A 26,014-nucleotide genomic window follows, 5' to 3' on the forward strand; every position below is an offset into this window, starting at 1 on the left:
TTTGACTTTTACCTGCCCCGAGTCGCCATGGAACTGATCGCTTTTCTGCTCGATTTCATCCTGCACATCGACGTGCACCTGACCCAGCTGGTCGCCAGCTACGGGCCGTGGATCTACCTGATCCTGTTCCTGATCGTGTTCTGCGAAACCGGGCTGGTGGTGACACCGTTCCTGCCCGGCGATTCGCTACTGTTCGTCGCCGGCGCCCTCGCCGCGATGGGCGAGATGAACGTGCAGCTGCTGGTAGTGCTGCTGATCGTGGCCGCCATCCTCGGCGACGGCGTCAACTACGCCATCGGCAAACATGTCGGCATGCGTCTGTTTGCCCGCTTTCCGCGGCTGCTGAAACCGCAATACCTGGACAAGACCCACGCCTTCTACGAGCGCCACGGCGGCAAGACCATCATCTTCGCCCGCTTCGTGCCCATCGTGCGCACCTTCGCCCCCTTCGTCGCCGGCATCGGGCGCATGGATTACCGCCACTTCCTCAGCTACAACGTGATCGGCGCCGTGCTGTGGGTGGCCGGTTTCAGCTACGCCGGCTACTTTTTCGGCAACCTACCCTTCGTGCGCAAGAACCTGGAGTACATGATCTTCGGCATCATCATCGTGTCCATGCTACCGGGCATCATCGAAGTGATCCGCCACCGCCGCGCGGCGGGGAAGGCCTGATTTTTTATTGCCACAGAATCCACAGAAAACACGGAAGCGAATCCACCCGTCTGACACGGAGGATGCAATCCTGCAGCCGGTTTCCGTGGGTTCCGTGGGTTCTGTGGCAAACAAGGTTTTGACACCATGAAACGCATCCAGAAACTGCCCGACCACCTCGTCAACCAGATCGCCGCCGGCGAGGTGGTGGAGCGGCCGGCGTCGGCGCTGAAGGAAATCCTGGAAAACAGCCTTGATGCCGGCGCCGACCGCATCAGCGTCGACCTGGCGCAGGGCGGCATCAAGCTGATCCGCGTCACCGACAACGGCGGCGGCATCGCCGATGCCGACCTGCCGCTGGCGCTGGACCGCCACGCCACCAGCAAGATCGGCAGCCTCGACGATCTGGAAAACGTCGCCACCCTCGGCTTTCGCGGCGAAGGGCTGGCCAGCGTCGCCTCGGTGTCGCGGCTGACGCTGACCAGCCGCCCGCACGACGCCGAGCACGCGCACCAGATCGTCGCCATCGACGGCACCCTGCACCCGGTGGAGCCGGCCGCGCACGCGCCCGGCACCAGCGTCGAGATCGTCGACCTCTATTTCAACACCCCGGCACGACGCAAGTTCCTGAAGAGCGAGAACACCGAATACGCGCACTGCGAGGCCACCTTCGAACGCATCGCGCTGGCGCACCCGCAGGTCGAGTTCATCCTGCGCCACAACGGCAAGGTGGTGTGGCGCCTGCCGCAGCAGAGCCTGGCCGAACGCGTCGGCGCGCTCCTGGGCCGCGATTTCGTCGAGGCCTCGCTGCCGGTCGACACCGGCGCCGCCGGCCTGACGCTCTCCGGCTTTGTCGCCAGCCCGACCTACTCCAAGGCCAGCCGCGACGCGCAGTACTTCTACGTCAACGGCCGTTTCGTGCGCGACAAGATCGCGCAGCACGCGCTGCGCCAGGCCTACCGCGACGTGCTGCACCACGACCGCCATCCGGCCTACGCGCTGTTCTTCACGCTAGACCCGACCAACGTCGACGTCAACGTGCACCCGACCAAGATCGAGGTGCGCTTTCGCGAAAGCCAGGGCATCCACCAGTTCCTGTTCCACAGCATCCACAAGGCGCTGGCCAGCACCAGTGCCGGCGCCAGCCCGGCGGTGACGCTGGACGATGGCCAGCCGGCAGGCAATGACACGACTATTGTGGCCAACGTTGGCCGCAACGAGGACACACTCGCCGCCTTCGGCACGGCCGCCGCGGCCGCACGCGCAGGCGACAGCCCGCAGCGGATGCCGTTCCAGCAGCCGCGCTACGAACAGCAGACGATGCCGCTGCACGTGGCACGCGAGGCGATCGGCGGTTACCAGCGCCAGTTCGCCGGCCTGCGCGAGGAAGAACGCGGCCTGACGCCGCCGGTCAGCAGCACGACGACCGGCAGCCCCCTGCCCTCGCCGCTGGCTGCGGCCGATCTTGCCGCCCTGCCCGACGCCAGCGACGGCATCCCGCCGCTCGGTTTTGCGCTGGCGCAGCTGCACGGGGTGTACATCCTCAGCCAGTGCGAGGACGGCCTGATCGTGGTCGACATGCACGCCGCGCACGAGCGCATCGTCTACGAACGGCTGAAGAACGCGCTGGAACAAGACACGATCCCGATGCAGCCCCTGCTGCTGCCGGTGTCGTTTGCCGCCGACCGCTTCGAGGTCGCCACCGCGCACGAACACGGCGCCGAGATGCAGCGCCTCGGCATCGAGCTGGCGCCGCTGTCGCCGACGCAGATCGCGGTGCGCGGCGTGCCGGTGTGGCTGCAGGACGGCAACCCGGTGGAGCTGGCGCGCGCGGTGCTGAAGGACGTGCGCGAGATCGGCCTCAGCCAGGTGCTGACCGAGCGCCGCAACGAGCTGCTGGCCACCATGGCCTGCCACGGCGCGGTGCGCGCCAACCGCCAGCTGACCCTGACCGAGATGAACGCGCTGCTGCGCGACATGGAGGCCACCGAACGCTCCGGCCAGTGCAATCACGGCCGGCCGACGTGGTCGCGGCTGTCGATGCGCGACCTGGACAACCTGTTCATGCGCGGCCGCTAAGGCGCGCCTTCACGGAGTCCCCATGCTGCAACGTCGCGATCTGCCCGCCCTCAGCGCCGGCTTTGTCACCGTCCTCGTCGGCTACACCAGCTCGGCGGCCATCATCTTCGAGGCGGCGCGCAGCGCCGGCGCCAGCCAGGCGATGATCGCCTCGTGGCTGATGGCGCTGGGCATCGCGATGGGCATCACCTGCATCGGGCTGTCGCTGCGCTACAAGGTGCCGGTGGTAACCGCGTGGTCGACACCGGGTGCGGCGCTCTTGATCACCTCGCTGTCCGGCGTCAGCATGGCGGAGGCCATCGGCGCCTTCGTGTTCTCGGCGGCGCTGATCGTGCTCGCCGGCGTCACCGGCTGGTTCGAGAAGGCGCTCAACCGCATCCCGCTGCCGATGGCGGCGGCGATGCTGGCCGGCATCCTGGTCAAGTTCGGCATCAACGTGTTCGCCGCGATGCAGGGGGAGCTTACGCTGGTGCTGGCGATGTTCGTCGCCTACCTGCTGGCCAGGCGCCTGCTGCCGCGCTACGCCATCGTGCTGGTGCTGCTGCTCGGCTGCGTCATTGCGGCCAACCTTGGCCTGCTGCAGTTGGGCGAGGTCACGCTGGCGCTGGCCACACCGGTATGGACCACGCCGCAGTTCAACCCCGGCGTGCTGCTGGGCGTCGGCCTGCCGCTGTTCATGGTCACCATGGCGTCGCAGAACATCCCCGGCGTCGCCACCCTGCACGCCAACGGCTACCGGCCGCCGATCTCGGCGCTGATGACCGGCACCGGCGTGGTCAACCTGCTGCTGGCGCCGTTCGGCTGCTTCGCGGTGAACCTGGCGGCGATCACCGCCGCACTGTGCATGGGCCGCGATGCGCACGAAGACCCGGCGCGACGCTATCTGGCCAGCGTGGCGGCCGGTGCGTTCTACCTGCTGCTGGGGATTTTCGGCGCCACCGTCGGCGCGCTGTTCGCGGCCTTTCCCAAGGCGCTGGTGCTGGCCATCGCCGGGCTGGCGCTGTTCGGCACCATCGCCGGCGGCCTCGCCACCGCGATGAAGGACGACGCGATGCGCGAGCCGGCGCTGATCACCTTCCTGATTACCGCCTCCGGCGTGTCGCTGGCCGGCATCGGCTCCGCGTTCTGGGGGCTGGCAGGCGGCGTGCTGGCGCTGCTGATCCTCAACGCACGGCGCAAGGCCTGAGCCGGCCGGGCATCAATGGCTGGCGCTGACCTGCGCCAGCGTGCTGCCGAAATGGCGCAGGTAAAAGCCATCCAGCTCGCCGTTACCCTTCATCCGCAGCGCCTCACCATCCACCGCATCGCGCAACAGCTCAAGGCCGGGTCGGAAGCTGAACGGCTGTGCGACGCTGGCCACCACCGGCTGCAGGCGCCGGATCTTGCCATGCAATGCCGGATCGACATCCTGCAGCGCCACCGCGTCCTCGAAGATCACGTCCACGCGCCCGACCGCCAGCTGCCGCACCGCGGTGATGGAATCGTTGGCCGGCACGCGCTGCCAGTCGCGTTTCGCCGCGATGGCCGGCGGGTAATCGTAAACATCGACAAAGGCCACCTTCTGCGCACTGAAATGTGCCAGCCCCGGATAGTGGCGCAGCGGATTGTCGGCACGCACCCAGGCATTGAGCACCCAGTACACCAGCGGTTGCTGTGTCTGCAGCCACCCCGGCGGGCTACCCTCGGCAGTGGCAAAGGCCAGGATATCGACGCGCTGCTCCTTCATCAGCCGCAGGCAGGAGGCCGGCGCCATGAACAGGTAGCGGATGCGGTGCCCTTCCGCACGCGCGGCACGACCCAGCGCATCCACGGCCAGCCCCACCGGCTGACCCTGCGCATTCTGATAGATGAACGGCTGCCACGCCTCGGCGCACAAGGTGAAGACCGCGGCAGAAGCCGGGGCGGACAGGGTGATGGCGGCCAGCACCAGCAGTTTGCGGAACATGTGCGACTCCCAATGGCAACAAGCCCCAAGCGTAACAGCATGATGCATGCTTGGCCGCACCCACCAGCGGCAAAGCCGGCTTGTGCTCAGCGTGCGGCGTTGCTTGGCTGCAACAGCCACGCCGCCGCGGCCTGCGCGTGCAGCGCGGTGGTATCGAACAGCGGCAGAGCGGCCTCGCAGCCGTCCAGCAGCAGCGCGATCTCGGTGCAGCCGAGTATCACCGCCTCCGCCCCCGCCGCCTGCAGCGCGGCGATGATGTCGAGATAGCGCGCCCGCGACGCCGGCAGCACCTGGCCCTGGCACAGCTCGTCGAAGATCACGCGATGGATGTCCTCGCGCTCGGCCGCCGTTGGCAGCAGCACCTGCAGCCCGGCCGCCTGCAGCCGCTCGCGATAAAAATCCTGCTCCATGGTGAAGCGGGTGCCGAGCAGGCCGACGCGGCCAACCTTGGCCGCACGCAGCGCGGCGATGGTGGAGTCGGCGATGTGCAGCAGCGGAATGCCGGCCATCTCCGCCACCGGCGCCGCCACCTTGTGCATGGTGTTGCTGCAGATCAGCAGCGCGCCGGCGCCGGCCTGCGCGAGGCCACGGCCGGCCTCGCCCAGCAGCACGGCGGCCTGCGCCCAGTCGCCCTGGCGCTGCAGCTCGGCCAGCGGCGCGAAGTCGATACTGTGCAGCAGCAGCGGCGCCGAGTGCAGCCCGCCACGGGCGTCGCGCACCCGGCGATTGATCTGCGCGTAGTAGTGCGCGGTCGATTCCCAGCTCATGCCGCCCAACAGTCCCAGCAGTCGTCCCGTCATGTCATAGCACCCCGGCCAGTTGCAATTCGTCGTACAGCAGGTACAGCGCGGTCAGCGCCATCGAGAGCGCCATGATGCCATTGAACCAGCGCCGCGCCGCCGCTTGCGACAGATGGCGGCGCAAGGCCTCGCCCAGCCCGGCCCAGATGCAGATGCACGGGAAATTGATCAGTGCACAGGCCAGCGCCAGCAGCAGCGCGTGCGACAGCTGCGCCTGCAGCGGCAGGAACAGCAAGGCGGTGTTGATCACCATCACCCACGCCTTGGGGTTCACCCACTGGAAGGCGGCGGCGGCGACAAAGCCCATCGGCCGCACCAACTGCTTCGCCTGCGGCTCGCCCGCCAACCACACCTGCCACGACAGCCACAACAGGTAACTGCAGCCGGCCAGCGTCAGCAACAGGCGCCAGTCGTCCAGCCACGCCATCACCCAGCCCAGCAGCAGCGACACCAGCAGCACCTGCACGCCGTGGCCGATGCTGATGCCCAGCAGGTGCGGCACGCTGCGGCGAAAGCCGAAATTGACCCCCGATGCGGCCAACATCAGGTTGTTCGGCCCCGGCGTGATCGACATCAGCGACACGTAACTCAATAAAGGCAGACCCAGCATCACACGCTCCCGCAACAAGTAGTAGACCGCTTCATCGTAGCCAACAGCAGTTGCCGGATACAGTGCCAAGAATTTATTATTGTCATGGTGACAGTTGCAGCCTACCGGCAACTGTCACCCCCCGTTCTCCCGCCCACTGTCATGCCCGCGTTAGAACCCGTTCAAATCTCGCGCGCTCACGCGAAACAAGGCAACAACGACAGGGGAAGCGGAATTCAACGGGAGCACGCCGCATGCCGAAGGCGTACTCACCGTGTAACGTTCCACAAAGCACAGCAGCCATTGAACAGGTTCTTACGGAAAGCCGCCATGGATAGCACCACCCTGTACCAGCAACTCGCCGACGACCTGTCCGGCGCCATCAACCTGGGCACCCTGCCGCCCGGCTCGCGCCTGCCCTCGGTACGCAAGACCGCGCACAGCCGCCAGCTGTCGCTCAATACCGTGGTCGCCGCCTACCGCGTGCTGGAAGACCGCGGCCTGGTCGAGGCGCGGCCGCAGTCCGGCTACTACGTGCGCTCGCGGCTGCCGTCGCCGGCGCGCAGCAGCAGCCAGGCCGCCGGTCCGGCACAGGGCACCGACGGCGCGGTGCTGGACCTGATCGGCGCCGCGCTGAAGGCGCAGCAGACGCCGGGTTACATCGACATGGCGCTGGCCTGCCCGCGCGGCGGCGACTTCTACCCCGCCGCCAAGCTGGCGCGGCTGATGGGCCAGGTGCTGCGCAAGAACCCCGGCCTGGTCAGCAACTACGCGCTGCCGCCGGGCTCGGAACGGCTGCGCACCCAGATCGCGCGCCGCGGACTGGAGCTGGGCATGGCGCTGCAGGCCGACAACATCATCCTCACCCACGGCGCGATGGAGGCGCTGAACCTGGCGCTGCGCGCGGTGTGCCGCCCCGGCGACACCGTCGGCATCGAATCGCCGACCTACTTCAACCTGCTGCCGCTGTTCGCCAGCCTGGGGCTGAAGGCGCTGGAGATCCCCACCGATCCGCAATCCGGGCTGTCGCTGGAGGCGCTGGAGATGCTGCTGGCGGAAAAGCGCCTCAATGCCATCATCGCGATGCCCAATGTGCACAATCCGCTGGGCTGCAGCATGCCCACCGAACACAAGAAAAGGTTGGCCGCACTGGTGAACCGCTACCAGGTGCCGCTGATCGAGGATGCGCTGTACGCCGAACTACAGTTCGGCGACGCGCTGCAACCGGCGGTGAAGGCCTTCGACCAGGACGGCTGGGTGCTGGTCTGCGCCAGCTACACCAAGACGCTGGCGCCGGACTTCCGCGTCGGCTGGCTGGAAGGCGGCCGCTTCACCGAGGAATTGCGCAAGCTGAAATTCGCCACCTCCATCGCCGAGCCGCTGGTGCTGTGCGAGACGCTGGGCGCCTTCCTGGAGTCCGGCGGCTACGACCACCACCTGCGCGCGCTGAAGCGGCGCTACACGCTGCACATCGACAAGGTGCGCGCGCTGATCGCCGACCACTTCCCGGCCGGCACCCGCGCCACCCACCCAAGCGGCGGCTTCCTGGTCTGGGTGGAGCTGCCGGAGGGCTACGACACGGTGAAACTGTTCGACCTGGCGATCCAGCAGCGCATCAGCATCTCGCCGGGGCCGCTGTACTCGCCGAGCGGCCGCTACCGCAACGCGCTGCGGCTGTCCTGCTGCCAGCCGCTGGACGAGCGCTTTGTCAGCGCGCTGGTGCGGGTGGGTGAGCTGGCAAGTCAATGTGGCTAATACTGAGACAACATCTCCCTTACGGCATAACTGCCATTACAATCGAGGATACTGCAGCCAACCCTCAGGGAATTCCCGCATGCTCTATCACGGAACAATCAGTCGCTGGAACGACAACAAAGGCTTTGGTTTTATTACTCAAGACAATACCAAGGAAGAAATTTTCTTCCACATCTCTGATTGTCCACAGCATGGTGTACGGCCCAAGATCGGTTTTATTGTGTCCTATCAGCGTCAGCAGGCAACTAACGGCAAGATCTCTGCTAGACAGATACAGGGCAAGGCCTTCATTCCTCAGCCCAACCAGCCACGTGGACAAGCGCGCACCAACTCCCATCGTGGCAACTCAACTTCATCACGCAAGTCCCGCAACAACAGCCGGCTGCCTGGCATCGCGCTGATGCTGCTGGTAACTGCCGGCATCGCAGGTTATGCCAGCTTTTCAACACGCTCTTCTGCTACCGCAACAACATCCTCTGGCGAACCTGAGCTGTCTACCATAGCTGACAGCGCAACAAACTTCAGCTGCGATGGCCGCCAACATTGCTCGCAAATGCGGTCGCGTGAGGAAGCGTTGTTCTTCATCCAGCACTGCCCGGACACCAAGATGGACGGCGACAGCGATGGCGAGCCGTGCGAGTCGCAATTCGCCAACTGAGCCAACTCTCTCACATTCAAAGCACTGCGGCCAACCTTGTCACCAAGGTTGGCCGCAGTCACGTCCGGCGTGTGCCGGCGCTTACAGGTAACGCGCCTCCAGGTGCGCGCGGAAGTGCGCCGGGTTCAGCGCCTCGCCGGTGGCGCGGCGCACCAGCTCGGTGGTTTCCCAGCGGCTGGCCTGCGACCAGATGTTGGCGTCCAGCCAGCCCATCACCGGCGCCAGGTCGCCGGCGGCGATGCGCGCGTCCAGCTCCGGCTGCTGACGCCGCAGGGTGGCGAAATACTGCGCCGCGTACATGGCGCCCAGGGTGTAGCTGGGGAAGTAGCCGAAGCTGCCGTCGGTCCAGTGGATGTCCTGCAGGCAACCGTCGCGGTAGTTGCCACGGGTATCGACGCCGAGGTAGGCCATCATTTTTTCGTCCCACAGCGCCGGGATGTCGTCCGCCTCGATGTCGCCCTCGATCAGCGCGCGCTCGATCTCGAAGCGCAGGATCACGTGCGCCGGGTAGGTCAGCTCGTCGGCGTCGACGCGGATGAAGCCGGGGCGCACGCGGCTGTACATGCGCGCCAGGTTGGCCGCATCGAAGGCCGGCTGCTCGCCCAGGTGTTTCTTCACCAGCGGTGCGATCAGCTGCAGGAAGGCCGGGCTGCGCCCCAGCTGCATCTCGAACGACAGGCTCTGGCTTTCGTGGATGCCCATCGAGCGCGCCTGCCCCACCGGCAAATGCACCAGCTCGCGCGGCAGGCGTTGTTCGTAACGGGCATGGCCGGTTTCGTGCACGATGCCCATCATGCTCTGCATGAAGTCGTCATCGCGGTAGCGGGTGGTGATGCGCACGTCCTCGGCCACGCCGCCGCAGAACGGGTGCACCGATACGTCCAGCCGGCCGGCGTCGAAATCGAAGCCCAGGAGGCCCATGATCTCCACCCCCAGCGCGCGCTGGCTGTCCACCGCAAACGGCCCCTGCGCCGCGAGCAGCGTCTCGCCGGCCTGCTTGTCCATCACCTGGCGGATCAGCCCCGGCAGCCAGCTTTTCACGTCGCCGAAAATACGCTCCAGCTCGGCGCTGTTCATGCCCGGCTCGTACTTGTCCAGCAGTGCGTCGTAGCGTGACTTGCCGCTGGCGTCGGCCAGCAGCTGCGCCTCTTCGCGCGCCAGCTGCACCACCTCGCGGAAGTTGCCCAGAAAGCCCTGCCAGTCGCCTGCCTTGCGCTGTGCGCGCCACGCGTGTTCACAGCGGCTGCCGGCCAGCGCCTTGGCCTCGACCAGCCGCGCCGGCAACAGGTTGGCGTGCTGCCAGCTGCGGCGCATTTCGCGCAGCGAGGCGCGCTGCAATTCGCCCAGATCCTGCTGCCCGGCCTCGTCCAGCCAGCATTTGAGCTGCGGATCGGTCAGCAGGCCGTGCATCAGCAATTGCAGCTCGGCCATCGCCGCTCCGCGCGCCTCGTTGCCCTTGGGAGGCATCATCGCCGCCTGGTCCCAGCCGGCGATGGCGGCCAGGTGCTGGTAGCGGTACAAACGGGTAAAAACGGCAACGGCTTGCTGATAAGCTGGATTGGTCATTTCGTGGCTTTCTTGGAATATTCTGCCCGATGATGCCAGCACAAGCGGCAGCAATCAATCATCCTGCCACGCCAAAGCACACAAAAAACCTGCAACAATCAAACAAGCGTGGCCTTCTTCTGGCGCACGCCGGCGTTGGGAAAGGTCATCCAGTAGTAGAAAAACTCGCGGGAGATGGTAAGGAAGCTGTCGCGCGCGTAGCTGTCGGTGAGATGCATCAGCATGGCATCGACTGCGGTGCGGAAGCTGTCCGGATGATGCGTCTGGCCGTGCAGCAGGTACAGCAAGGGCTTGATCAGCCCGGTGCGCTCGGTCAGCACGTCCTCATCGGCCCCCAGCTCGTACAGCTTGCCCAGATAGATATCGAGTGATGGCGGGAAACAGGTGAAGTCCTCTGCCGTCATGCGCTGCTGCAGGTCGGCAAACGAGGCCAGTACCGGCAGGCGCACATGGTGGGTGGTAAAGCCGGCGCGGGTATTCATCTGCGCCAGCTGCTGCAGATCGCCAAGCCAGAAATAATAGTATTCGCGCGCCGCCGTCATCGCTGCCGGGCGGTCACCGGGCGGGCAGATCGACAGCAGCGCATTGACCGCACTGCGATAGACATCGCGGTTGCGCGGCTGGCCGCGCAGGATTTGCACCAGCCGGCGCAGGATGTTGCGGCGGAACAGCACCACCTCCACCGCTGCGCCTTTTTGTTCGATCAGGTTCAGGTACGCATCCAGCGCCCTGACAGCAATATCAGCCACGATGACAGCCTCATTTATGACAACTACAGCGCCAGATACAAGATTGGCCTTGTTACCGGTTCGGGCAACAAGGCCAAGCGCGCCAAGCATAGCGTATTTTCAGCGGTATTACTGATCGGTATCGATGGCGTCCGGCACGCCGGGCCGCCACCCTCCCATTATCGGAAACTTCCCCCTTGCGGCCAACCTTTGCGCCTCGCGCATTCAGCGCGGCGGGAAGGCGAGGCTAAGCCGGATATCGCGCCCGACCAGGCGCAGGTCGTTGACCGCCAGCGGTATCTTGTCATCGAGCGATGCCAGCGCCGGCCAGGCAAACAGGCCGCGTGCGGCGTCGCCGGCCAGATATGGCGCCAGGTACAGCACCGCCTCGTCCACCAGTCCGGCGGCAACCAGCTTGCCGTTCAGGCCAGCGCCCGCCTCCACCATCAGCTCGTTGATGCCGTCGGCAGCCAGGGTTTGCAGCAGCCGCGCCAGATCGACGCGACCATCATCCGCCGCACACAGCAGCAGCCTGACGCCACGCGCAAGATACGGTGCGTGCCGCACCGCATCACTCACTGCGGTGGCCAGCCAGGTCGGCGCCACGGCGGTATCGTAGATCGCGGCGTCCGGCGGCGTCTGCAGTGCGCCATCCACCACCACCCGTAGCGGCTGGCGCGCACACGCCACTTCGCGCACCGTCAGCTGCGGATTGTCGGCCAGCACCGTGCCGCTGCCGGTGAGGATGGCGCAGTTGGCCGCACGCAAGCGGTGCACGTCGCGGCGCGCGTCGGCACCGGTAATCCACTGGCTGACGCCATTGAGCAGCGCGGTCTTGCCGTCCAGCGTCGCCGCGCCCTTCAGCGTCACGAACGGGCGCTGCCGCGTCACCCGCGACAGAAAGCCGCGATGCACGCGCTCGGCCTCAGCCTGCAGGCAGCCGGCGGCGGCGGGGATGCCGGCGGCGTTGAGCATGGCGATGCCGCGGCCGGCGACCTCGTGGTAGGGATCGACCATCGCCGCCACCACGCGGCCAACCTTCTCCGCGATCAGCCGCCCGGCACACGGCGGGGTGCGGCCGTGGTGGCTGCACGGCTCCAGCGTCACGTAGGCGGTGGCGCCCACCGGGCTCAGTCCGCGCGCATAGCAGTCCTTGAGCGCCTGGATCTCGGCGTGGTCGCCGCCGACCTGCAGCGTGGCGCCCTCGCCGATGATGGCGCCGTCGCGGACCAGTACGCAGCCGACGCCGGGGTTGGGCGCCGCGCGGCGGGTGGCGGCCTCAGCCAGGCGCAGCGCCTGCTGCATGTGGCGGTGGTCTTCAGCCGTGAATACGGTCATCTGCAATTCCATGGCAATGCCGCCGCGAGCGGCGGCGACTCTCAGTCGCGCTTCTGTATTTCCTTGATCGCGTCGCTGAACTCGGCAATATCCTGGAAGCTCTTGTACACCGAGGCGAAGCGCACGTAGGCGACCTTGTCCAGCCGCGCCAGCTCGTTCATCACCATCTCGCCGATCTGGCGGCTCTGCACCTCGCGCTCGCCCAGCTGCAGCAGGCGCTGGCAGATGCGGTCTATCGCCTCGTCGACCAGCGGCGTGGACACCGGCCGCTTGTGCAGCGCGCGCAGGAAGCTGGTGCGCACCTTCTGCTCGTCGAACTCGGCACGGTGGCCGCCCGATTTCACCACCTGCGGCATGCGCACGTCGGCGGTCTCGAAGGTGGTGAAGCGCTTCTCGCAAGTCGCGCAGCGGCGACGGCGGCGGATGCTGGCACCGTCGTCGCTGACTCGCGAATCAACCACCTGGGTATCGGCACAGCCGCAAAACGGACATTTCATGGCTTTACAATCCTGCTGGTTTCAATAGCCTGATGTTATCAGCAATCGGCCCTGCCGCGCAGCCCGTGCCGCAGCGCAGCGTCAGCGGCCGGCTGTCAGCCACGGCCCGCCCGGCACCGCCATGCCGGCCCACGCTGCGGCCAACGTTGGCCGCATGAAAAAGGCGGCCCGCAGGCCGCTTTGCTGTCTACCGTCGGAAACGGTGACTTACTTCTTGCCGTACACCGGGAAACGGTGGCACAGCTCGGTGGCTTCCTTGGCCACGCGCGCCAGTACCGCTTCGTCGGTCGGGTTGTCCAGCACGTCGGCCACCAGGTTGGCGACGATGCGGGCTTCTTCTTCCTTGAAGCCGCGGGTGGTGATCGCCGGCGAACCGATACGGATGCCGGAGGTCACGAACGGGCTTTCCGGGTCGTTCGGGATCGCATTCTTGTTGACGGTGATGTGCGCCTTGCCCAGTGCGGCGTCGGCCACCTTGCCGGTCAGGCCCTTGGCGCGCAGGTCAACCAGGAACACATGGCTCTCGGTGCGGCCGGATACGATGCGCAGACCGCGCTCGGTCAGGGTCTTGGCCATCGCGTCGGCATTCTTCAGCACCTGCTGCTGGTAGGCCTTGAATTCCGGGGTCAGCGCTTCCTTGAACGCTACCGCCTTGCCGGCGATGACGTGCATCAGCGGGCCGCCCTGCAGGGTCGGGAACACGTTGCTGTTCAGCGACTTCTCGAACTCGGCACGGGCCAGGATCAGGCCGCCACGCGGACCGCGCAGGGTCTTGTGGGTGGTGGAGGTCACGAAGTCGGCGTGCGGCACCGGGTTCGGGTATACACCGGCAGCGATCAGGCCGGCGTAGTGCGCCATGTCGACCATGAAGTAGGCGCCGCATTTCTTGGCGATCTGGCCCATGCGCTCGAAGTCGAAGCGCAGCGCGAAGGCGGAGGCGCCGCCGATGATCAGCTTCGGCTTGGTTTCCATCGCTACGCGCTCCATGTCGTCGTAGTCGATCTCTTCGTTCTCGTTCAGGCCGTAGGCGACGATGTTGAACAGCTTACCGGACAGGTTGGCCGAAGAGCCGTGGGTCAGGTGACCGCCGTGGCCCAGGTTCATGCCCATCACGGTATCGCCCGGCTTCAGGATGGAGAAGTACACCGCCTGGTTGGCCTGCGAGCCGGAGTGCGGCTGCACGTTGGCGTATTCGGCACCGAACAGCTGCTTGACGCGGTCGATGGCCAGTTGCTCGACGATGTCAACATGCTCGCAACCGCCGTAGAAGCGCTTGCCCGGGTAGCCTTCGGCATACTTGTTGGTCAGCTGCGAGCCCTGGGCTTCCATCACGGCCGGGCTGGTGTAGTTCTCGGACGCGATCAGCTCGATATGGTCTTCCTGGCGCTGGACTTCCGCATCAATCGCAGCTGCAAGTTCCGGGTCAAACTGGGCAATTTTCAGATCAGCAAACATCGTTGACTCTTCCATCTGGAGGGTTTGAACTAAAAGGCAGTGTTGGCGTTTAACCTGTCGCGCGGCGGCGCCAGGGCAAACGTCAACACTGCAAGGCGGCTATTTTACCTCATCCGGCGCGGCGCCGTGATGAACAAATGGCAGGAACAGCATGAAAGCGTTTCATGCCGGGCCTGCCATTTCAAGGGCTTATTGCAGGATTGCCGGCTGCGGCGGCCAGTCGTCGGCGGTAAAGAACAGCGGAATACCGTCGCGGCTTTCCGGCTGCACCCCGTCCACCACGCGCACGTCGCCGACCTGGCACTCCGCCATCAGCAGGCGGAAGTTGGTCTCGATCTGCGCCACGTCGTCCTGTGCCGCCAGCGGCCACACGAAGCCGCCCCAGTCCTTCTCGTTGCCGGTGGCCGACACGGTGATGTGCAGCTCACCGTTGTCGTGCGCCGACATGATCGCCACCGGTTCCTGGCCCAGGTCGCGCAGCTGGCGGATCTGGGTGCTGGCAAATACCTGCAGCGCGACTTCGAGACGCGCAAAGTTGGCCGCAACGATGGCCTGCATCAGCGGCATCGGCGGACGCGGGATCGGGAACAGGGTCACGCCCTCGGTCTTCAGCTGTTCGCCGATGAACTTCATCACCGGCACACCCCAGGCGCCGACATTGCCGCCCAGTTTCACCGGCGGCTCGGCCCCCTCTTCGCGGATCGCCACGCCGACCAGGTAGCGCAGGAACACGCCCTCGTCCTTGGCCACGATCGGCGCCGCCGGCAACTCCAGCGGCAGGCCGCGCGCGGCGTCCACCAGCTGGCGGGTGTAGCGGTAGATCTGCGCGGAATGGATGCCGATCACGCTGTCCGGATGCAGCAGCTTGCCGGACAGGAACACCTCGGCGCCGTCGGCAAACAGGCCGTGCAGGCGGAACAGGGCATTAAGGGTATCGACGTCGGCGATGCGCTCCGGCAGCGTGGCCTTGCCCTTGCTGCCGATCACCAGCACCAGCGGCACGGCGAAGATCACCGCATGGCGGCCGCTGTCCGGACGCTCGGCGGCATCGCGCAGCGCGTTCCACAACTCGCGGTAGATCTGTTGCGAGGTCACCATCGCCAGCGCAACGGACAGCGATAACAGCTCCTCGCGCTCCAGCATCCCGGCGAGGGCCGTGCGCAACGATGCACGGCATGCCGCACGCTCGTCCTCGCCACCCGCATTCACGACTGCCTGCGTGTAGTGGATCAACATGTTGGAGGGAGAAGATTCGGGATACTGACGCGGATCGGGCAACTGCAGGGAAATATCGTTCATCACTGGCAACCGGACATAGCTGGCAAAGACGATATTGTGGCACAGCTTGGTGTGATGCGCCGCACCAAGCACAACAAGCAAGCGCTAGATTTTCACTTTCCAACATGCATTGTGTTCAAAGCGCGACAGAATGTTATATTTTTTGCGGTATTGCAGATTGTATACATTGACAGCTACAAGGGCGATCCGGATAATCCGTACTCGTTGGGATGCAGCAATTGCTTCTTGATAGTTTCTCCTCTATTTCTCCTTTGTAGACTTGGCGCGGGCGTAAAACCCCGCGCAATTTTTTTGCCTGTTTCATTCCCCATAATAATCAATTACTTGCCACCACGCCCGGCAAGTGACACTTCCTGCCTTGCCGCGTGTATCCCGTCAATGTCCGCTGCCTTCAACAGAAGGCCGTTCCATGCCCGCCACCCGGTTCCGCCTGCTGCGCCACAGCACTCGGAAATGAACATGAAAAGTTCGATTTCAATTAAAAATGAACAAAAAAACCGCGCCAGCTTGCGCGGCGCGGCCAAGTCAATGTGAAACAATCAGAGGAGAAAACGTCAGGACGACGCTTGCTATGTCTTGGTCACGCCTGCCCGCAAAAAGTTCTGCCGGATGCCGTTTTATTTTCCGGCCCGCCGGCAGGCCGGCCATCCCCGGCGTGCGGCACTGGCGCGGCAGCGTGGCGTGAGCCACGGTCAGCTTATTCATTTACTGAATAACTAATCTCTTAAAACATCTAAGCGGTTATAAACCCTTCGGTTAGCATGGCTGTCTGATCACGATTTGGCAGAAAGCGGACAGCATGGACCCGGGTTACATCATTGCAGGCCTGGCAGTAGGCTTCATCGTCGGCCTGACCGGCGTCGGCGGCGGTTCGCTGATGACGCCCATCCTGCTGTGGTTCGGCATCAATCCGGCTACCGCCGTCGGCACCGATCTGCTGTACGCCTGTATCACCAAGACAGGTGGCGTGTGGGTGCACCACAAGCACAAGCACATCGACTGGCACATCACCAGGCTGCTGGCGATCGGCAGCGTGCCGGCATCGCTGCTGACCGTGATCGTGCTGCACTACCTGCAGCTGGATACCCAGGCCGCCAACAGCCTGATCAAGGTGATGCTCGGCTTCGCGCTGATCCTCACCGCACTGGCGATCCTGTTCAAGCCATGGATACTGAGCCAGATTTCCCGCTTCATGCCGGTACGGCCGGAGGGCTATATCCCGGCAGGGGCCACCGTGTTTACCGGCGTGGTGCTGGGCGTGATCGTTACGCTCAGCTCGATCGGAGCCGGTGCGCTGGGCACGCTGGCCATTTTCGCGCTGTACCCGCTGCTGCCGACCGCACGCCTGGTGGGCACCGAGATCGCCCACGCGGTGCCGCTGACCCTGGTCGCCGGCCTGGGCCACGCCAGCATGGGCAATATGGACTACGGCCTGCTGGCGCAACTGCTGATCGGCTCACTGCCCGGCATCTGGCTCGGCAGCCACTTGACCCGCCGCGTCGCCGAGCGCTGGCTGCGTCCGGCACTGGCGCTGATGATGGCACTGATCGGCGCCAAGCTGGTGCTGTAAGAACCTGTTTTGCTTGATGCCATTGCGGCCAACCTTGGGTTCAAGGTTGGCCGCAATGGCATGGCCGGAGTGCATTACCGGCCTGGTATCCAGGGCTGTCATCTCCAGCAACAACTTCAGCCGTGCCCGCGATGAGCGGCTGATGGCCGACGAGGCGGCGCGCGACGCGCAGAATGTCGACAAACTGCAGCCGGGGCGGCCAGACTACCTGATCGGCATCTGCGAAAGCATCACCGTGCTCAATCACGGCGAACTGGAAGAAACCGGCATCCTCGCCAGCAACCTGACCTGTATCGCACTGCCCTATACCCTGCGTTCGCAGGCACTGCTGCAGCAACTCAATGCCCATATCCCCGAGCTGCCGGACAAGGCGCGTGCGCCGTAAACGCCCGCCCGCTCACCTCCCGGCGCCGGCCAACTGCGGGCGGCGCGCCGCCTGGCGGATCAGCCGGTTCAGGCGCACCACCGCCAGCACGCACATCAGCGCACCCAGCGCCAGCGTCAGCCGCGTGTCCAGCAGCGTCAGCAGGCCGCCGATCACCGCGATCAGCACATTGCTGATGCAGAAGATGGTCGACAGCAGCCCCATCACGCTGCCCTGGCCGTGGTGCTCGAAACGCTCCGCGCACCAGCTGGGCAGCACCGCGTTGTAGATCGCCAGCGGCAGCCCCAGCAACACCACCAGTACCACGCCGGGGCCGTCCGGCAACAGCGACAGCAGCAACAGCCCCAGCGCGAAGACCACCGCCGACTGGCGCGCCTGGCGCAGCGGATCATGGTGCAGGCCGCGCTTGCCGGACACGGTGCTGGCCAGCGACATCATCAGGCACAGCCCGGCGGTGACCCAGGCAATGCCGCTGCTGCCGAGGCCGGCAAACTCCACCAGCCACAGCGGATAGAACTCGTAAAAGGCGTTCACCCCCAGCGCAAACAGCAGCTGCATCCAGAACAGCCCGGCCAGCAGCGCATCCTGCTGCAACAACCGGAACGCCTGCTGCTGCCGCACCGTCTGCCACAGCGACACGCCCTGCAAGCCGGCGGCGCGACCGGTTTCCGGCAGCACCCACAGCAGGATCGCCAGACACGGCAGCAGCGTCAGCGCGCCGATCAGGAACGGCACCGGTTCGCCCAGCGGCAGGGTGAAACCGCCTATCATCGGCCCCACCAGCCAGCCCATGTACAGCACCGCGTTGAGGATGGCGAAGCTGCGGGTGCGATCCAGCTGCGGGTGCAGATCGGCGACGATGGCGCGCGCCACCGCGACATTGCCCTCGGTCAGACCGGTGAGGAAACGCGCGAACACGAACAGCGGATACCAGCGCAAATCCAGCGCCCACGCGGTCAGCAGGTAGCCGAGCAGGGTCAGCGACAGCGTGCTGAGCAGCACGCGGCGCCGGCCGAGGCGATCGGACAGCGCGCCGATGAAGGTGCTGCCGATCAGGATGCCCAGCGGGTTGGCGGCCAGCGCCATGCCCAGCAGCAGCTTGGGCGGCAGGCCGGCAAAGTGGTTGAAACCGTCGGCGGCGGCATCGACGAAGATCGGCGCCAGGATCGGGTACGGCATCGCCACCCCGGCGGTACTCATCAACGCCACCAGACAGATGGCCAGCAGGATCAGGCGCAGATGCGCCACGCCGGAGGGCATTACGGGAAGAGCCATGCTTGTTTATCCAGGAAACGGCCCACCCGCCGCGGCAGCGCGCCGCCGGCATCAGGCCAAACGCATAGCATATCGCCGGTACGGCCATACCCAAACCGCTTTGTTGCGCGCGCGGCGCGGGCGGCTTGCGGCCAACCTTGTGCCGATCCTGTCGAGCAGCCATTCCGCCAGGACAAAAAAATGAAAAGGTTGGCCGCAACACTGCGGCCAACCTTGTTCTCCCCCTCGTGCCGGTTAGCGCCCGGCGGCCAAGCCCCCTCTCGCGCAGAGGACCATGACCACAATTCTCTCCTTACTCAGAACGTGTTCACGATCTCGCGAGCCAGAGCGAGACAAGGCGAAAACGCCTGAGGAAGCGGAGTTTACAAGTAGTAAATGAGCATTCCGAAGGTGTTTTCAACGCCGTATCGCCGACGCGCAGCCGATCGCGAACACGTTCTCAGACATCGACCACCAGTTTGCTGCTGCTCAGCAGATTGCTGATGATGGCCTGATCGTCGGCGCCGGCCAGCTGGATACCCTCCAGCACGATGGACTGCGCCACCGCCGTGCCGGCCCCGGCGGAGTGAACCGCGATGGTGGTATTGCCACTGGCGTAACTGAAATCCAGATACGCATCCAGCGATCCCGCATTGGCATGCTCGCCCTGCAGCAGGTCGAGCAGGTCCAGCTTGTCGCCAGCCCCCCAATCCTTGACAGTGTCGGTGTAAGGCCCGCCGGCAATGTCGGCCAGCGACCAGACGAAGGTGTCGCTGCCCGTGCCGCCGGTCAGCTCATCGTTGCCGCTACCACCGCGCAGCATGTCGCTGTCACCATTGCCGAACAGCTTGTCGTTGCCGGCACCGCCAAACAGCTGGTCGGCCTTCTCGGCACCGGTGCCGGTATCGCCTGTCAGCGTGTCATCGCCGCCATCGCCGAAGAGCACATCCGCCTGCCCTCCACCGATCAGGCTCTCGCCCCCGCTACCGCCATCCAGATAGTCTGTCTGATTGCTGCCGATCAGCCCGGTAGTCACGTTCTTGACCTCGACATACAGGGTGGTGGTCACCGGAGCCGCAATCCCGTCGCTGACCGCCACCTCCAGCGCATAGCCCCGGGCACCGCCACCACCCGGAATCAGCGCCGCCGACTCGTAATCGAGCAGCGACAGATCCTTGACCGATACCGCGCCGCCGGCCGAAATCTGGAACGCCCCGCCGGATGCATCCGACAGCAGGCTATAGCTCAAGGCATTGCCATCGGCATCACTGGCCAGGACACTGCCCAGCAGCGCGGAGGCAAAACCGGTCGGGTTTGTTGCCGAGTTCAGCAAATGTTCGAACATGCTGACCAGCACGCCACTGCTGAGGAATTGCGGCGCCGAGTTATCGGTCGCGCCCTGGATCGAGACCGTGATGGTCTGCTGCGCCGTGCCATCGTAGGACTTCACCAGCAGCGTGTCGTAGACCGTGGTGCCGGTATTCAGCGCCTGGGTGGCCGCCCTGTTGTTGTCCAGCTGATAGCTCCACACCCCGCTGCCGGTATCCAGCGTGAAGCTGCCGTACACCCCGTCCAGGCTGTCCGGTTGCTGGAACACCGCCTCGCCGTCATCGACATCGCTAAGCAGCAGCACCCCGCCGGTAGTCGGCACGCCGGCAGCGGCGGCGGTGGCCTCTTGCACGCTGCCACTGCTAGTCCCCGTGATGCTCGCCAGATCATTGGTACCGGTGACGGTGACATCCACCGTGCTGCTCGATGTCGCGCCGAACTGGTCGGTCATGGTGTAGCTGAGGGTGACGTGTACCACCGCATCCTTGGCCAGGTGGTCGAAGTCGGTCCCCGGATCGAATTGCAGCTGGCCGCCGACCACGCTGGCGCTGCCCATGCCGGCCGGTGCGCTGGCGCTGACCAGACTCAGCACGTGACCGTCGTCGACGTCGGTGTCGTTGCCCAGCACGTCGATGGTGAGCAGCTGGTTTTCGGTACCGTCGGCCGTATCGGCGACCGCCAGCGGTGCATCGTTGGTGCCGGTGATGGTAATGGTCGCGGTCTGCGCCACGCTGGCACCATGAACGTCCTCCACGAAGTAGCTGACGGTGATGACTTCGGTTGCGCCGGCGGCCAGGTGGTCAAAAGCGCTGCCATCGGCATCGACCAGCAGCTTGTTGCCGGCCTGCGTCAAACCGGCGGGCAGCGTGCCCGAAGGCGCACCGCCGTTGACGCTGAAGCTCAGTCCGCTGGCCTGCAGGGTGGCGGTCTCGCCAGTATCGATGTCGCTGGCACCCTGCAGCAGGTCGACCTCAAAGTCAGCATCACCTTCGTAGCCGCCAGCGGCGACGGCAGAGCTGACACGCGGGCCGTCGTTGCTGCCGACCACCGTTACGCTTACCGTGGCGTAGCTGATGGTGCCGTTGCCCAGCTGGATGGCGTAGACAAAAGAATCCCGTAGCTCACCGCCTTCTGCCAGCGAGTCGGGCGCTTCGGCAAACTTGAACTCGATCTTGCCGGCGTTGATGCGGATCTGGTTGTCGCCCAGCGTGGTTTCCCAGCTGGTGGTGACATTGCTCGTCAGCAGGTCGGTCAGCGCACCGCTGCCATCATCAATGGAGTACAGCCTCTTCGCGTTGCCGCCCAGATCATTGCTCATCACATTCAGGGTCAGCACGTTGCTGCTGCTGTCGTAGTTACTGGCCGCCAGCAGTTCATCCTCGGCGTACCAGTAGTAATCGTCACCGGCTTGCGGTGTCTTGGTGTAGGAAACGCTGCTGATGGCCATGATGTTCTCCCTGAATGATCTGCGCTGGCCGGATGACGAGCGCGCCGCTTGCGCATGCGGGCCAGTGCGGTGGAATCGGTGGCATGAGCGGCGGCGGGCTTGCGGCCAACCTTGCCCGGATGGGCATACAGAATGCGCCCGGCGCATCAGGCTGGCGGCATGGCGCAGAGGCACCGGAACCGGTCATGACATAGGAAGTGTAGTAAGCGCGACTTTTTAATCTACGGGAGAAACATCCCGTTATTGGCAGGAGCAAGCTCTGGAATGGCCTGGAGAGAACTCCCGCAAGGCGGCAGCAGCAGCTCAGGCGGGCAGCAGCAGGCCGTGCTGCAACACGTAGCCGAGCAGACCGTGGCGATTGCTCACCCCGAACTTCTTGTAAATTACCGTCAGATGGTTACGAAGGGTGCTCTCGCTGATGTGCAGCTTGCCGGCGATCAGCTTGGCCGGCTCGCCGCTGTTGGCCATCAGGATGGCGACGATCTTCTTTTCCTGCTCGCTCAGTGGCGGCGGCACGACACTGGCGGCGTCCGGCAGCGGCATGCCGCCATGGCGCGACAGCGCACCGAAGATGCGCCCGGTGGCGTCGCGGTCCAGCCACAGCTGGCCGTGGCGGACCTTCTCGATCGCGGTGAGCAGCTGCGCGGTATCCGTATCCCGCGTCAGCAGGCCGCGGGCGCCGAGCATGATGGCGCGATCCTGCAGCGCCCGTTCCTGCTGCCGCGTCAGCAACAGCACCTTGCCGCCGCGCGCGGCCAGCGCCCGGATCAGCGCCAGGGCCGGGGCGGCGTCGCCATCCAGATCCAGCAGTACGACATCGCTGTCGGCGGCGGCCAGCGCATCCAGCGGCGGCGGCGTGGCCGCGGCGGTACCGGCCAGCACCAGCCGTGGCGCCTGCGCCGCCAGCAGGGTGGCCAGCGCCGCCAGCAGCAGCGGAAAATCGCTGATCGCGAATACCCGCAGCGGGGTATCCGCACCGTCTGCCGCCAGGCTCTGCTGCATCTGCATCGTCATCGTCGCCCCCGTTCGCTGTCACGCCGTGCGGCGTGCCTGCTTCAGCTTATGCCAAAACGGCAGCGCCTCCACCGCAAAGCGTTGCCTGGCGGCCTTGCGCCACAGGAAGCCAGCAGCGTCACACAAGCTGTACACGATTAATATTTGTTAGCAAATGCCGGCTATCTGACGGCAATGGCTTCGATTATGCTGAATCAGGACTGGCCATTGGCGTAGCTGACGGCACCACGGCGTACCGTATCCGCAGCACCGCGGGTAGCGGATAGCGGCCCTTGATCCCGGTGTCGTGATACATGGCTGCCCGCCACCACCATAAGGAGAACCATCATGAAAACCATCCTGTTCGCCCTGATCGCCGCCGGCAGCCTGTCAGCCTGTGTGGTGCAGCCAGCACGCGTCAAGTTGCGTGCTCCCATCGTGCTGGAGCCGGTCGTGATCGAGCCGGCTTACGACCACCATCACCACCGCCACGGCGGCTTCTGCCCGCCGGGCCAGGCAATGAAGGGCCGTTGCTAAAGGTTGGCCGCAACGCTGGCCTGAATGGTGAAGCCACAAAACAACACCGCCCCCGATGATTCCGGGGGCGGTGCTGTGTCAGGGAGTGGCCATTGGCCTTGTCAGCGGCTCAGTTGCCGCTACGCTCAGCCGCAGGCGCCGACGTGGCCGCAGGCGGTGCAGAATTCGCAGCCGTCCTTCTTGATCAGCGCGCGGTTGCCGCATTCCGGGCAGGCCTTGCCCGCCATCGGCGCCGTCGCCACGTTCACCACCGCGCTTTCAAACAGGTCACCCTGCTCCGGTACCATGACGCCCATGTCTTCCACCGGCACCCCATCCTCGCTGAGGATGCCGAGCATGGCGTAGCGGTGGATCACCAGCCGCGCGAGGTAGGCTTCGGTCGATGGCCAGCTCTGCGATTTGTCGCTGCCCGGGGTACGGGCGAAGAAGTCGGCCTGCGGCTCGGCGTAGGAGAGCAGCTTGCGCAGCTTCATGCCGATCCATGCCGGATCGATCACGCGCATGTCGAGGCTGAGCATCTTGCACAGGCCGTCCAGCTCGCGCGGGTAGTGGCCGGCCAGCCACATCGAGTATGGCCGGCGCTGGCCGTTGGGCAGCACCAGCTCCTTGACGAACAGCACGAAATCATCGCCAGTCTGCGGATTGCTGACATCCACCGACCAGCTGATGGTGCCGTCGGTACCGGATTTCGGTTCCTTGCGCGCAAACAGCGCGTCCATCACCGGCGTGGCATCGCCTGCGGCCAACGTCAGCGCGCCCAGCTGCTCGACACGGTATTTCACCACCCGGCCCAGTGCGGCGGCGGCGGCACTGCTACCTACCGGGCCGTCGCCCAGCTCGGCGCGGTAGTGGCGGTCGCCGCGGGTGGCGGCCAGTGCGTCCAGCTTGGCGGCAAGCCAAGCGCGGTCGCGACAGCGCATGTCCATCGACAGCGTCTTGGCAATGGCGCCCAGGCCGCGCGGCACGTCGCCGTTGACCCAGCACTCGAACGGCAATGCGGCATCGCCCGTGTTCTGGCCATCGATATGGCCGACCATCACCGCAAAGTCGCCCTCTTCGCCTTCCACCATGAAGGTCCACGACGGGTTGCCGTGCTTCAGGCGTGGCCGGTTCGGCCATTTCAGGCTGGCCAGAGCGGGACTGGGCGCGGTGTTGAGGGTGATGCGGCGGTCCGGGTCGTTCTGGTTGCCCAAGTCCTGCGGCAGCTGCTGGCTGGCGGCCGGTGTCGGCTCAATCGACAGCACCGAACCGAGCACGCTGTTGGGGCGGTAGGTGGTGATGCCCTTCAGCCCGGCGCGCCACGCCTCCAGGTACAGCGTTTCAAAGTCGGCAAACGGGTAGTCGGCCGGCACGTTGACGGTCTTGGAGATGGCGGTGTCGATGTACGGCGCCACCGCCGCCACCATGCGCATGTGGTCGAGCGCGCTCATCTGCAGCGCGCTGACGAAGTACTCCGGCAGCGCATTGGTGTCGCCGCCCTGCATGCGGTAGACGCGGTAGGCGTGGTCCTCGACCAGGTATTCCTGCTGCGTGCCGTCGGCCATGCGCTTCTTGCGGGTGTAGTACCAGCTGAACGGCGGTTCGATGCCGTTGGAGGCGTTGTCGGCAAACGCCAGCGAGATGGTGCCGGTCGGCGCGATGGACAGCAGGTGCGAGTTGCGGATGCCGTGCTTGCGAATGCGCGCCTTGATCTTGTCCGGCAGGCGGCTGGCGCAGTGCGGCGCCGCCAGGTATTTATCGGCGTCGAACAGCGGGAAGGCGCCCTTCTCGATGGCCAGATCCACCGACGCATCGTAGGCGGCGTCGCGCATGTGCTCGGAGATGCTTGCGGCCAACCTGCGGCCTTCCTCGCTGTCGTAGCGTACCTTGAGCATGATCAGCGCGTCGCCAAGGCCGGTGAAGCCGAGGCCGACACGACGCTTGCTCTGCGCCTCGCGCTGCTGCTCCGCCAGCGGCCACACGGTAAGATCCAGCACGTTGTCCAGCATGCGGATCGAGGTGCGCACCACCTTCTCGAAGGCCTTGAAATCAAAGCTTGGCGCCTCGCCGAACGGCTGGCGCACGAACTTGCACAGGTTGACGGAGCCGAGGTCGCAGCAGCCGTAATCCGGCAGCGGCTGCTCGCCGCACGGATTGGTGGACTCGATCACCTCGCAGTACGACAGATTGTTGTCGGCGTTGATTTTGGACATGAACAGCACGCCCGGTTCGGCGTGGTCATAGGTCGAGGCCATGATCTGCTGCCACAAGTCGCGGGCACGCACGCTACGGTACACCCACAGTCCGTCCTCGCGCTGGTAGCTGTCGGGGAATGCCTCGCTGGCCGGTGCCACCGCATGGGTCAGCTGCCAGTCGCTGTCGCTATCCACCGCCTGCATGAAGGCATCGGACACGCCCACCGACATGTTGAAGTTGGCCAGGTCGCCGCCGTCCTTGGCGTGGATGAAGGCTTCGATGTCCGGGTGGCTCACGTCCAGCACCCCCATCTGCGCGCCGCGACGCGCGCCGGCGGATTCCACCGTCTCGCAGCTGCGATCGAACACGCGCATGTACGATACCGGGCCGGAGGCGCGGCTGTTGGTGCCCTTCACCCGTGCGCCCTTGGGGCGGATACGGCTGAAGTTGTAGCCGACGCCGCCGCCGCGACGCATGGTCTCGGCCGACTGCAGCAGTGCCTCATAAATGCCGACCTTGCCGTTTTCGGACTCGGACACAGCATCGCCCACCGGCTGCACGAAGCAGTTGATCAGCGTGGCCTTGAGATCGGTGCCGGCGGCAGAGTTGATGCGGCCGCCGGGAATGAAACCGCCATCCAGTGCCTCGTAGAACAACGGGGCAAAACGCTGCGGGTCCTGCTCCAGTCCGGCCAGGGCCTGCGCCACGCGCTGGCGTACTTCGCTGACCGACTGCTCACCGTTCTTGGTATATTTCTCCAGCAGTACCTCGCGTGAAATATCCTGTTCCGCAAACGTTATGCTGTTTTCCCGGTTCATGCCGCCCCCGCTAGATGTGGTGTCTAAAAAAAAGGATTATAGCTACATATAGCGTGGAGTGGTTAGGGTCTGTTGACGTTTCGTTTATGGATCCCGTTTGGGTCAAAGCCCGCAGGACCGGGCATTTCTTTCACCCGGCGCGGCCG

The 26,014-nt window shown here is 65.3% G+C and carries 23 protein-coding genes; 9 read left to right on the top strand and 14 right to left on the bottom strand.

The window, feature by feature from the left end:
- Positions 1 to 33 precede the first annotated feature (33 nt).
- The 3 genes from IE083_RS02875 to IE083_RS02885 all read left to right on the top strand — a co-directional run bounded on the left by IE083_RS02875 (position 34) and on the right by IE083_RS02885 (position 3,916).
- Positions 34 to 672, top strand: coding sequence for a DedA family protein (locus tag IE083_RS02875; protein ID WP_229799570.1), 639 nt, complete (start codon positions 34 to 36; stop codon positions 670 to 672).
- A 126-nt stretch (positions 673 to 798) separates the two neighbouring features.
- On the top strand, positions 799 to 2,730 hold the full coding sequence (gene mutL / locus IE083_RS02880) for a DNA mismatch repair endonuclease MutL (protein ID WP_189352129.1): 1,932 nt from the start codon (positions 799 to 801) through the stop codon (positions 2,728 to 2,730).
- Between the two features lie 22 nt (positions 2,731 to 2,752).
- Positions 2,753 to 3,916 carry a benzoate/H(+) symporter BenE family transporter gene (locus IE083_RS02885; protein WP_189352130.1) on the top strand — a complete coding sequence of 388 codons (1,164 nt, stop codon included), beginning with the start codon at positions 2,753 to 2,755 and terminating at the stop codon, positions 3,914 to 3,916.
- 12 nt (positions 3,917 to 3,928) lie between these two features.
- Here IE083_RS02885 and IE083_RS02890 read toward each other — a convergent pair whose 3' ends face one another.
- From IE083_RS02890 to IE083_RS02900, 3 genes are all read right to left on the bottom strand, one after another.
- A complete protein-coding gene (locus IE083_RS02890; protein WP_189352131.1) occupies positions 3,929 to 4,675 on the bottom strand; it encodes a substrate-binding periplasmic protein in 747 nt (248 codons plus the stop codon).
- A gap of 86 nt (positions 4,676 to 4,761) precedes the next feature.
- Positions 4,762 to 5,475 (bottom strand): aspartate/glutamate racemase family protein, encoded by a 714-nt coding sequence (locus IE083_RS02895; protein ID WP_189352132.1) that lies wholly within the window; start codon positions 5,473 to 5,475, stop codon positions 4,762 to 4,764.
- A gap of 1 nt (position 5,476) precedes the next feature.
- The gene (locus IE083_RS02900; RefSeq protein ID WP_189352133.1) at positions 5,477 to 6,085 is read right to left on the bottom strand and encodes a LysE family translocator; all 609 of its coding nucleotides are present in this window, start codon (positions 6,083 to 6,085) and stop codon (positions 5,477 to 5,479) included.
- Positions 6,086 to 6,394: 309 nt separating this feature from the next.
- Here IE083_RS02900 and IE083_RS02905 point away from each other — a divergent pair, with 309 nt between their 5' ends.
- Together IE083_RS02905 and IE083_RS02910 are read left to right on the top strand one after the other, a co-directional pair.
- Positions 6,395 to 7,819: an aminotransferase-like domain-containing protein gene (locus IE083_RS02905; protein ID WP_189352134.1), complete on the top strand. Its 1,425-nt coding sequence runs from the start codon at positions 6,395 to 6,397 to the stop codon at positions 7,817 to 7,819.
- A 79-nt stretch (positions 7,820 to 7,898) separates the two neighbouring features.
- Positions 7,899 to 8,477 carry a cold shock domain-containing protein gene (locus IE083_RS02910; RefSeq protein WP_189352135.1) on the top strand — a complete coding sequence of 193 codons (579 nt, stop codon included), beginning with the start codon at positions 7,899 to 7,901 and terminating at the stop codon, positions 8,475 to 8,477.
- Positions 8,478 to 8,558: 81 nt separating this feature from the next.
- Here the strand turns inward: IE083_RS02910 and IE083_RS02915 are convergent, their stop codons facing one another.
- The 6 genes from IE083_RS02915 to IE083_RS02940 form a co-directional block, all read right to left on the bottom strand.
- Complete coding sequence (locus IE083_RS02915; RefSeq protein ID WP_189352136.1) at positions 8,559 to 10,043, bottom strand: carboxypeptidase M32; 1,485 nt, start codon at positions 10,041 to 10,043, stop codon at positions 8,559 to 8,561.
- Between the two features lie 98 nt (positions 10,044 to 10,141).
- A complete protein-coding gene (locus tag IE083_RS02920) occupies positions 10,142 to 10,792 on the bottom strand; it encodes a hypothetical protein (protein ID WP_229799566.1) in 651 nt (216 codons plus the stop codon).
- 204 nt (positions 10,793 to 10,996) lie between these two features.
- Positions 10,997 to 12,109 carry a bifunctional diaminohydroxyphosphoribosylaminopyrimidine deaminase/5-amino-6-(5-phosphoribosylamino)uracil reductase RibD gene (ribD, locus tag IE083_RS02925; RefSeq protein WP_189352137.1) on the bottom strand — a complete coding sequence of 371 codons (1,113 nt, stop codon included), beginning with the start codon at positions 12,107 to 12,109 and terminating at the stop codon, positions 10,997 to 10,999.
- A gap of 41 nt (positions 12,110 to 12,150) precedes the next feature.
- Entirely contained in the window at positions 12,151 to 12,606 is a 456-nt protein-coding gene (nrdR, locus tag IE083_RS02930; RefSeq protein WP_189352138.1) for a transcriptional regulator NrdR, read from the bottom strand.
- Positions 12,607 to 12,813: 207 nt separating this feature from the next.
- Complete coding sequence (gene glyA / locus IE083_RS02935; RefSeq protein ID WP_189352139.1) at positions 12,814 to 14,061, bottom strand: serine hydroxymethyltransferase; 1,248 nt, start codon at positions 14,059 to 14,061, stop codon at positions 12,814 to 12,816.
- Positions 14,062 to 14,250: 189 nt separating this feature from the next.
- Positions 14,251 to 15,360: a hypothetical protein gene (locus tag IE083_RS02940; RefSeq protein ID WP_189352140.1), complete on the bottom strand. Its 1,110-nt coding sequence runs from the start codon at positions 15,358 to 15,360 to the stop codon at positions 14,251 to 14,253.
- A gap of 36 nt (positions 15,361 to 15,396) precedes the next feature.
- On the opposite strand from IE083_RS02940, the gene IE083_RS02945 reads away from it, so the two are divergent.
- Positions 15,397 to 15,894, top strand: a complete 498-nt coding sequence (locus IE083_RS02945; RefSeq protein WP_189352141.1) for a hypothetical protein — start codon at positions 15,397 to 15,399, stop codon at positions 15,892 to 15,894.
- Here IE083_RS02945 and IE083_RS02950 read toward each other — a convergent pair.
- A complete protein-coding gene (locus IE083_RS02950; protein ID WP_189352142.1) occupies positions 15,886 to 16,065 on the bottom strand; it encodes a hypothetical protein in 180 nt (59 codons plus the stop codon). The two genes, IE083_RS02945 and IE083_RS02950, sit on opposite strands and share 9 nt — an antisense overlap.
- Positions 16,066 to 16,159: 94 nt before the next feature.
- Here IE083_RS02950 and IE083_RS02955 point away from each other — a divergent pair, with 94 nt between their 5' ends.
- Positions 16,160 to 16,930, top strand: a complete 771-nt coding sequence (locus tag IE083_RS02955; protein WP_189352143.1) for a sulfite exporter TauE/SafE family protein — start codon at positions 16,160 to 16,162, stop codon at positions 16,928 to 16,930.
- Between the two features lie 55 nt (positions 16,931 to 16,985).
- The gene (locus tag IE083_RS02960) at positions 16,986 to 17,315 is read left to right on the top strand and encodes a hypothetical protein (protein WP_189352144.1); all 330 of its coding nucleotides are present in this window, start codon (positions 16,986 to 16,988) and stop codon (positions 17,313 to 17,315) included.
- 12 nt (positions 17,316 to 17,327) lie between these two features.
- Here the strand turns inward: IE083_RS02960 and IE083_RS02965 are convergent, their stop codons facing one another.
- The 3 genes from IE083_RS02965 to IE083_RS02975 all read right to left on the bottom strand — a co-directional run bounded on the left by IE083_RS02965 (position 17,328) and on the right by IE083_RS02975 (position 22,359).
- Complete coding sequence (locus IE083_RS02965) at positions 17,328 to 18,590, bottom strand: MFS transporter (protein WP_189352145.1); 1,263 nt, start codon at positions 18,588 to 18,590, stop codon at positions 17,328 to 17,330.
- A 439-nt stretch (positions 18,591 to 19,029) separates the two neighbouring features.
- Positions 19,030 to 21,345, bottom strand: a complete 2,316-nt coding sequence (locus IE083_RS02970) for a VCBS domain-containing protein (protein ID WP_189352146.1) — start codon at positions 21,343 to 21,345, stop codon at positions 19,030 to 19,032.
- A 303-nt stretch (positions 21,346 to 21,648) separates the two neighbouring features.
- Positions 21,649 to 22,359 carry a helix-turn-helix transcriptional regulator gene (locus tag IE083_RS02975; protein WP_189352147.1) on the bottom strand — a complete coding sequence of 237 codons (711 nt, stop codon included), beginning with the start codon at positions 22,357 to 22,359 and terminating at the stop codon, positions 21,649 to 21,651.
- Between the two features lie 327 nt (positions 22,360 to 22,686).
- On the opposite strand from IE083_RS02975, the gene IE083_RS02980 reads away from it, so the two are divergent.
- Positions 22,687 to 22,875, top strand: a complete 189-nt coding sequence (locus IE083_RS02980) for a vir-repressed protein (RefSeq protein ID WP_189352148.1) — start codon at positions 22,687 to 22,689, stop codon at positions 22,873 to 22,875.
- Positions 22,876 to 23,000: 125 nt separating this feature from the next.
- On the opposite strand, the gene IE083_RS02985 is transcribed toward IE083_RS02980, so the two are convergent.
- The gene (locus tag IE083_RS02985; protein ID WP_189352149.1) at positions 23,001 to 25,868 is read right to left on the bottom strand and encodes an adenosylcobalamin-dependent ribonucleoside-diphosphate reductase; all 2,868 of its coding nucleotides are present in this window, start codon (positions 25,866 to 25,868) and stop codon (positions 23,001 to 23,003) included.
- Positions 25,869 to 26,014: the final 146 nt, after the last annotated feature.

Source organism: Vogesella fluminis (assembly GCF_014652335.1).
Lineage (GTDB): Bacteria > Pseudomonadota > Gammaproteobacteria > Burkholderiales > Chromobacteriaceae > Vogesella > Vogesella fluminis.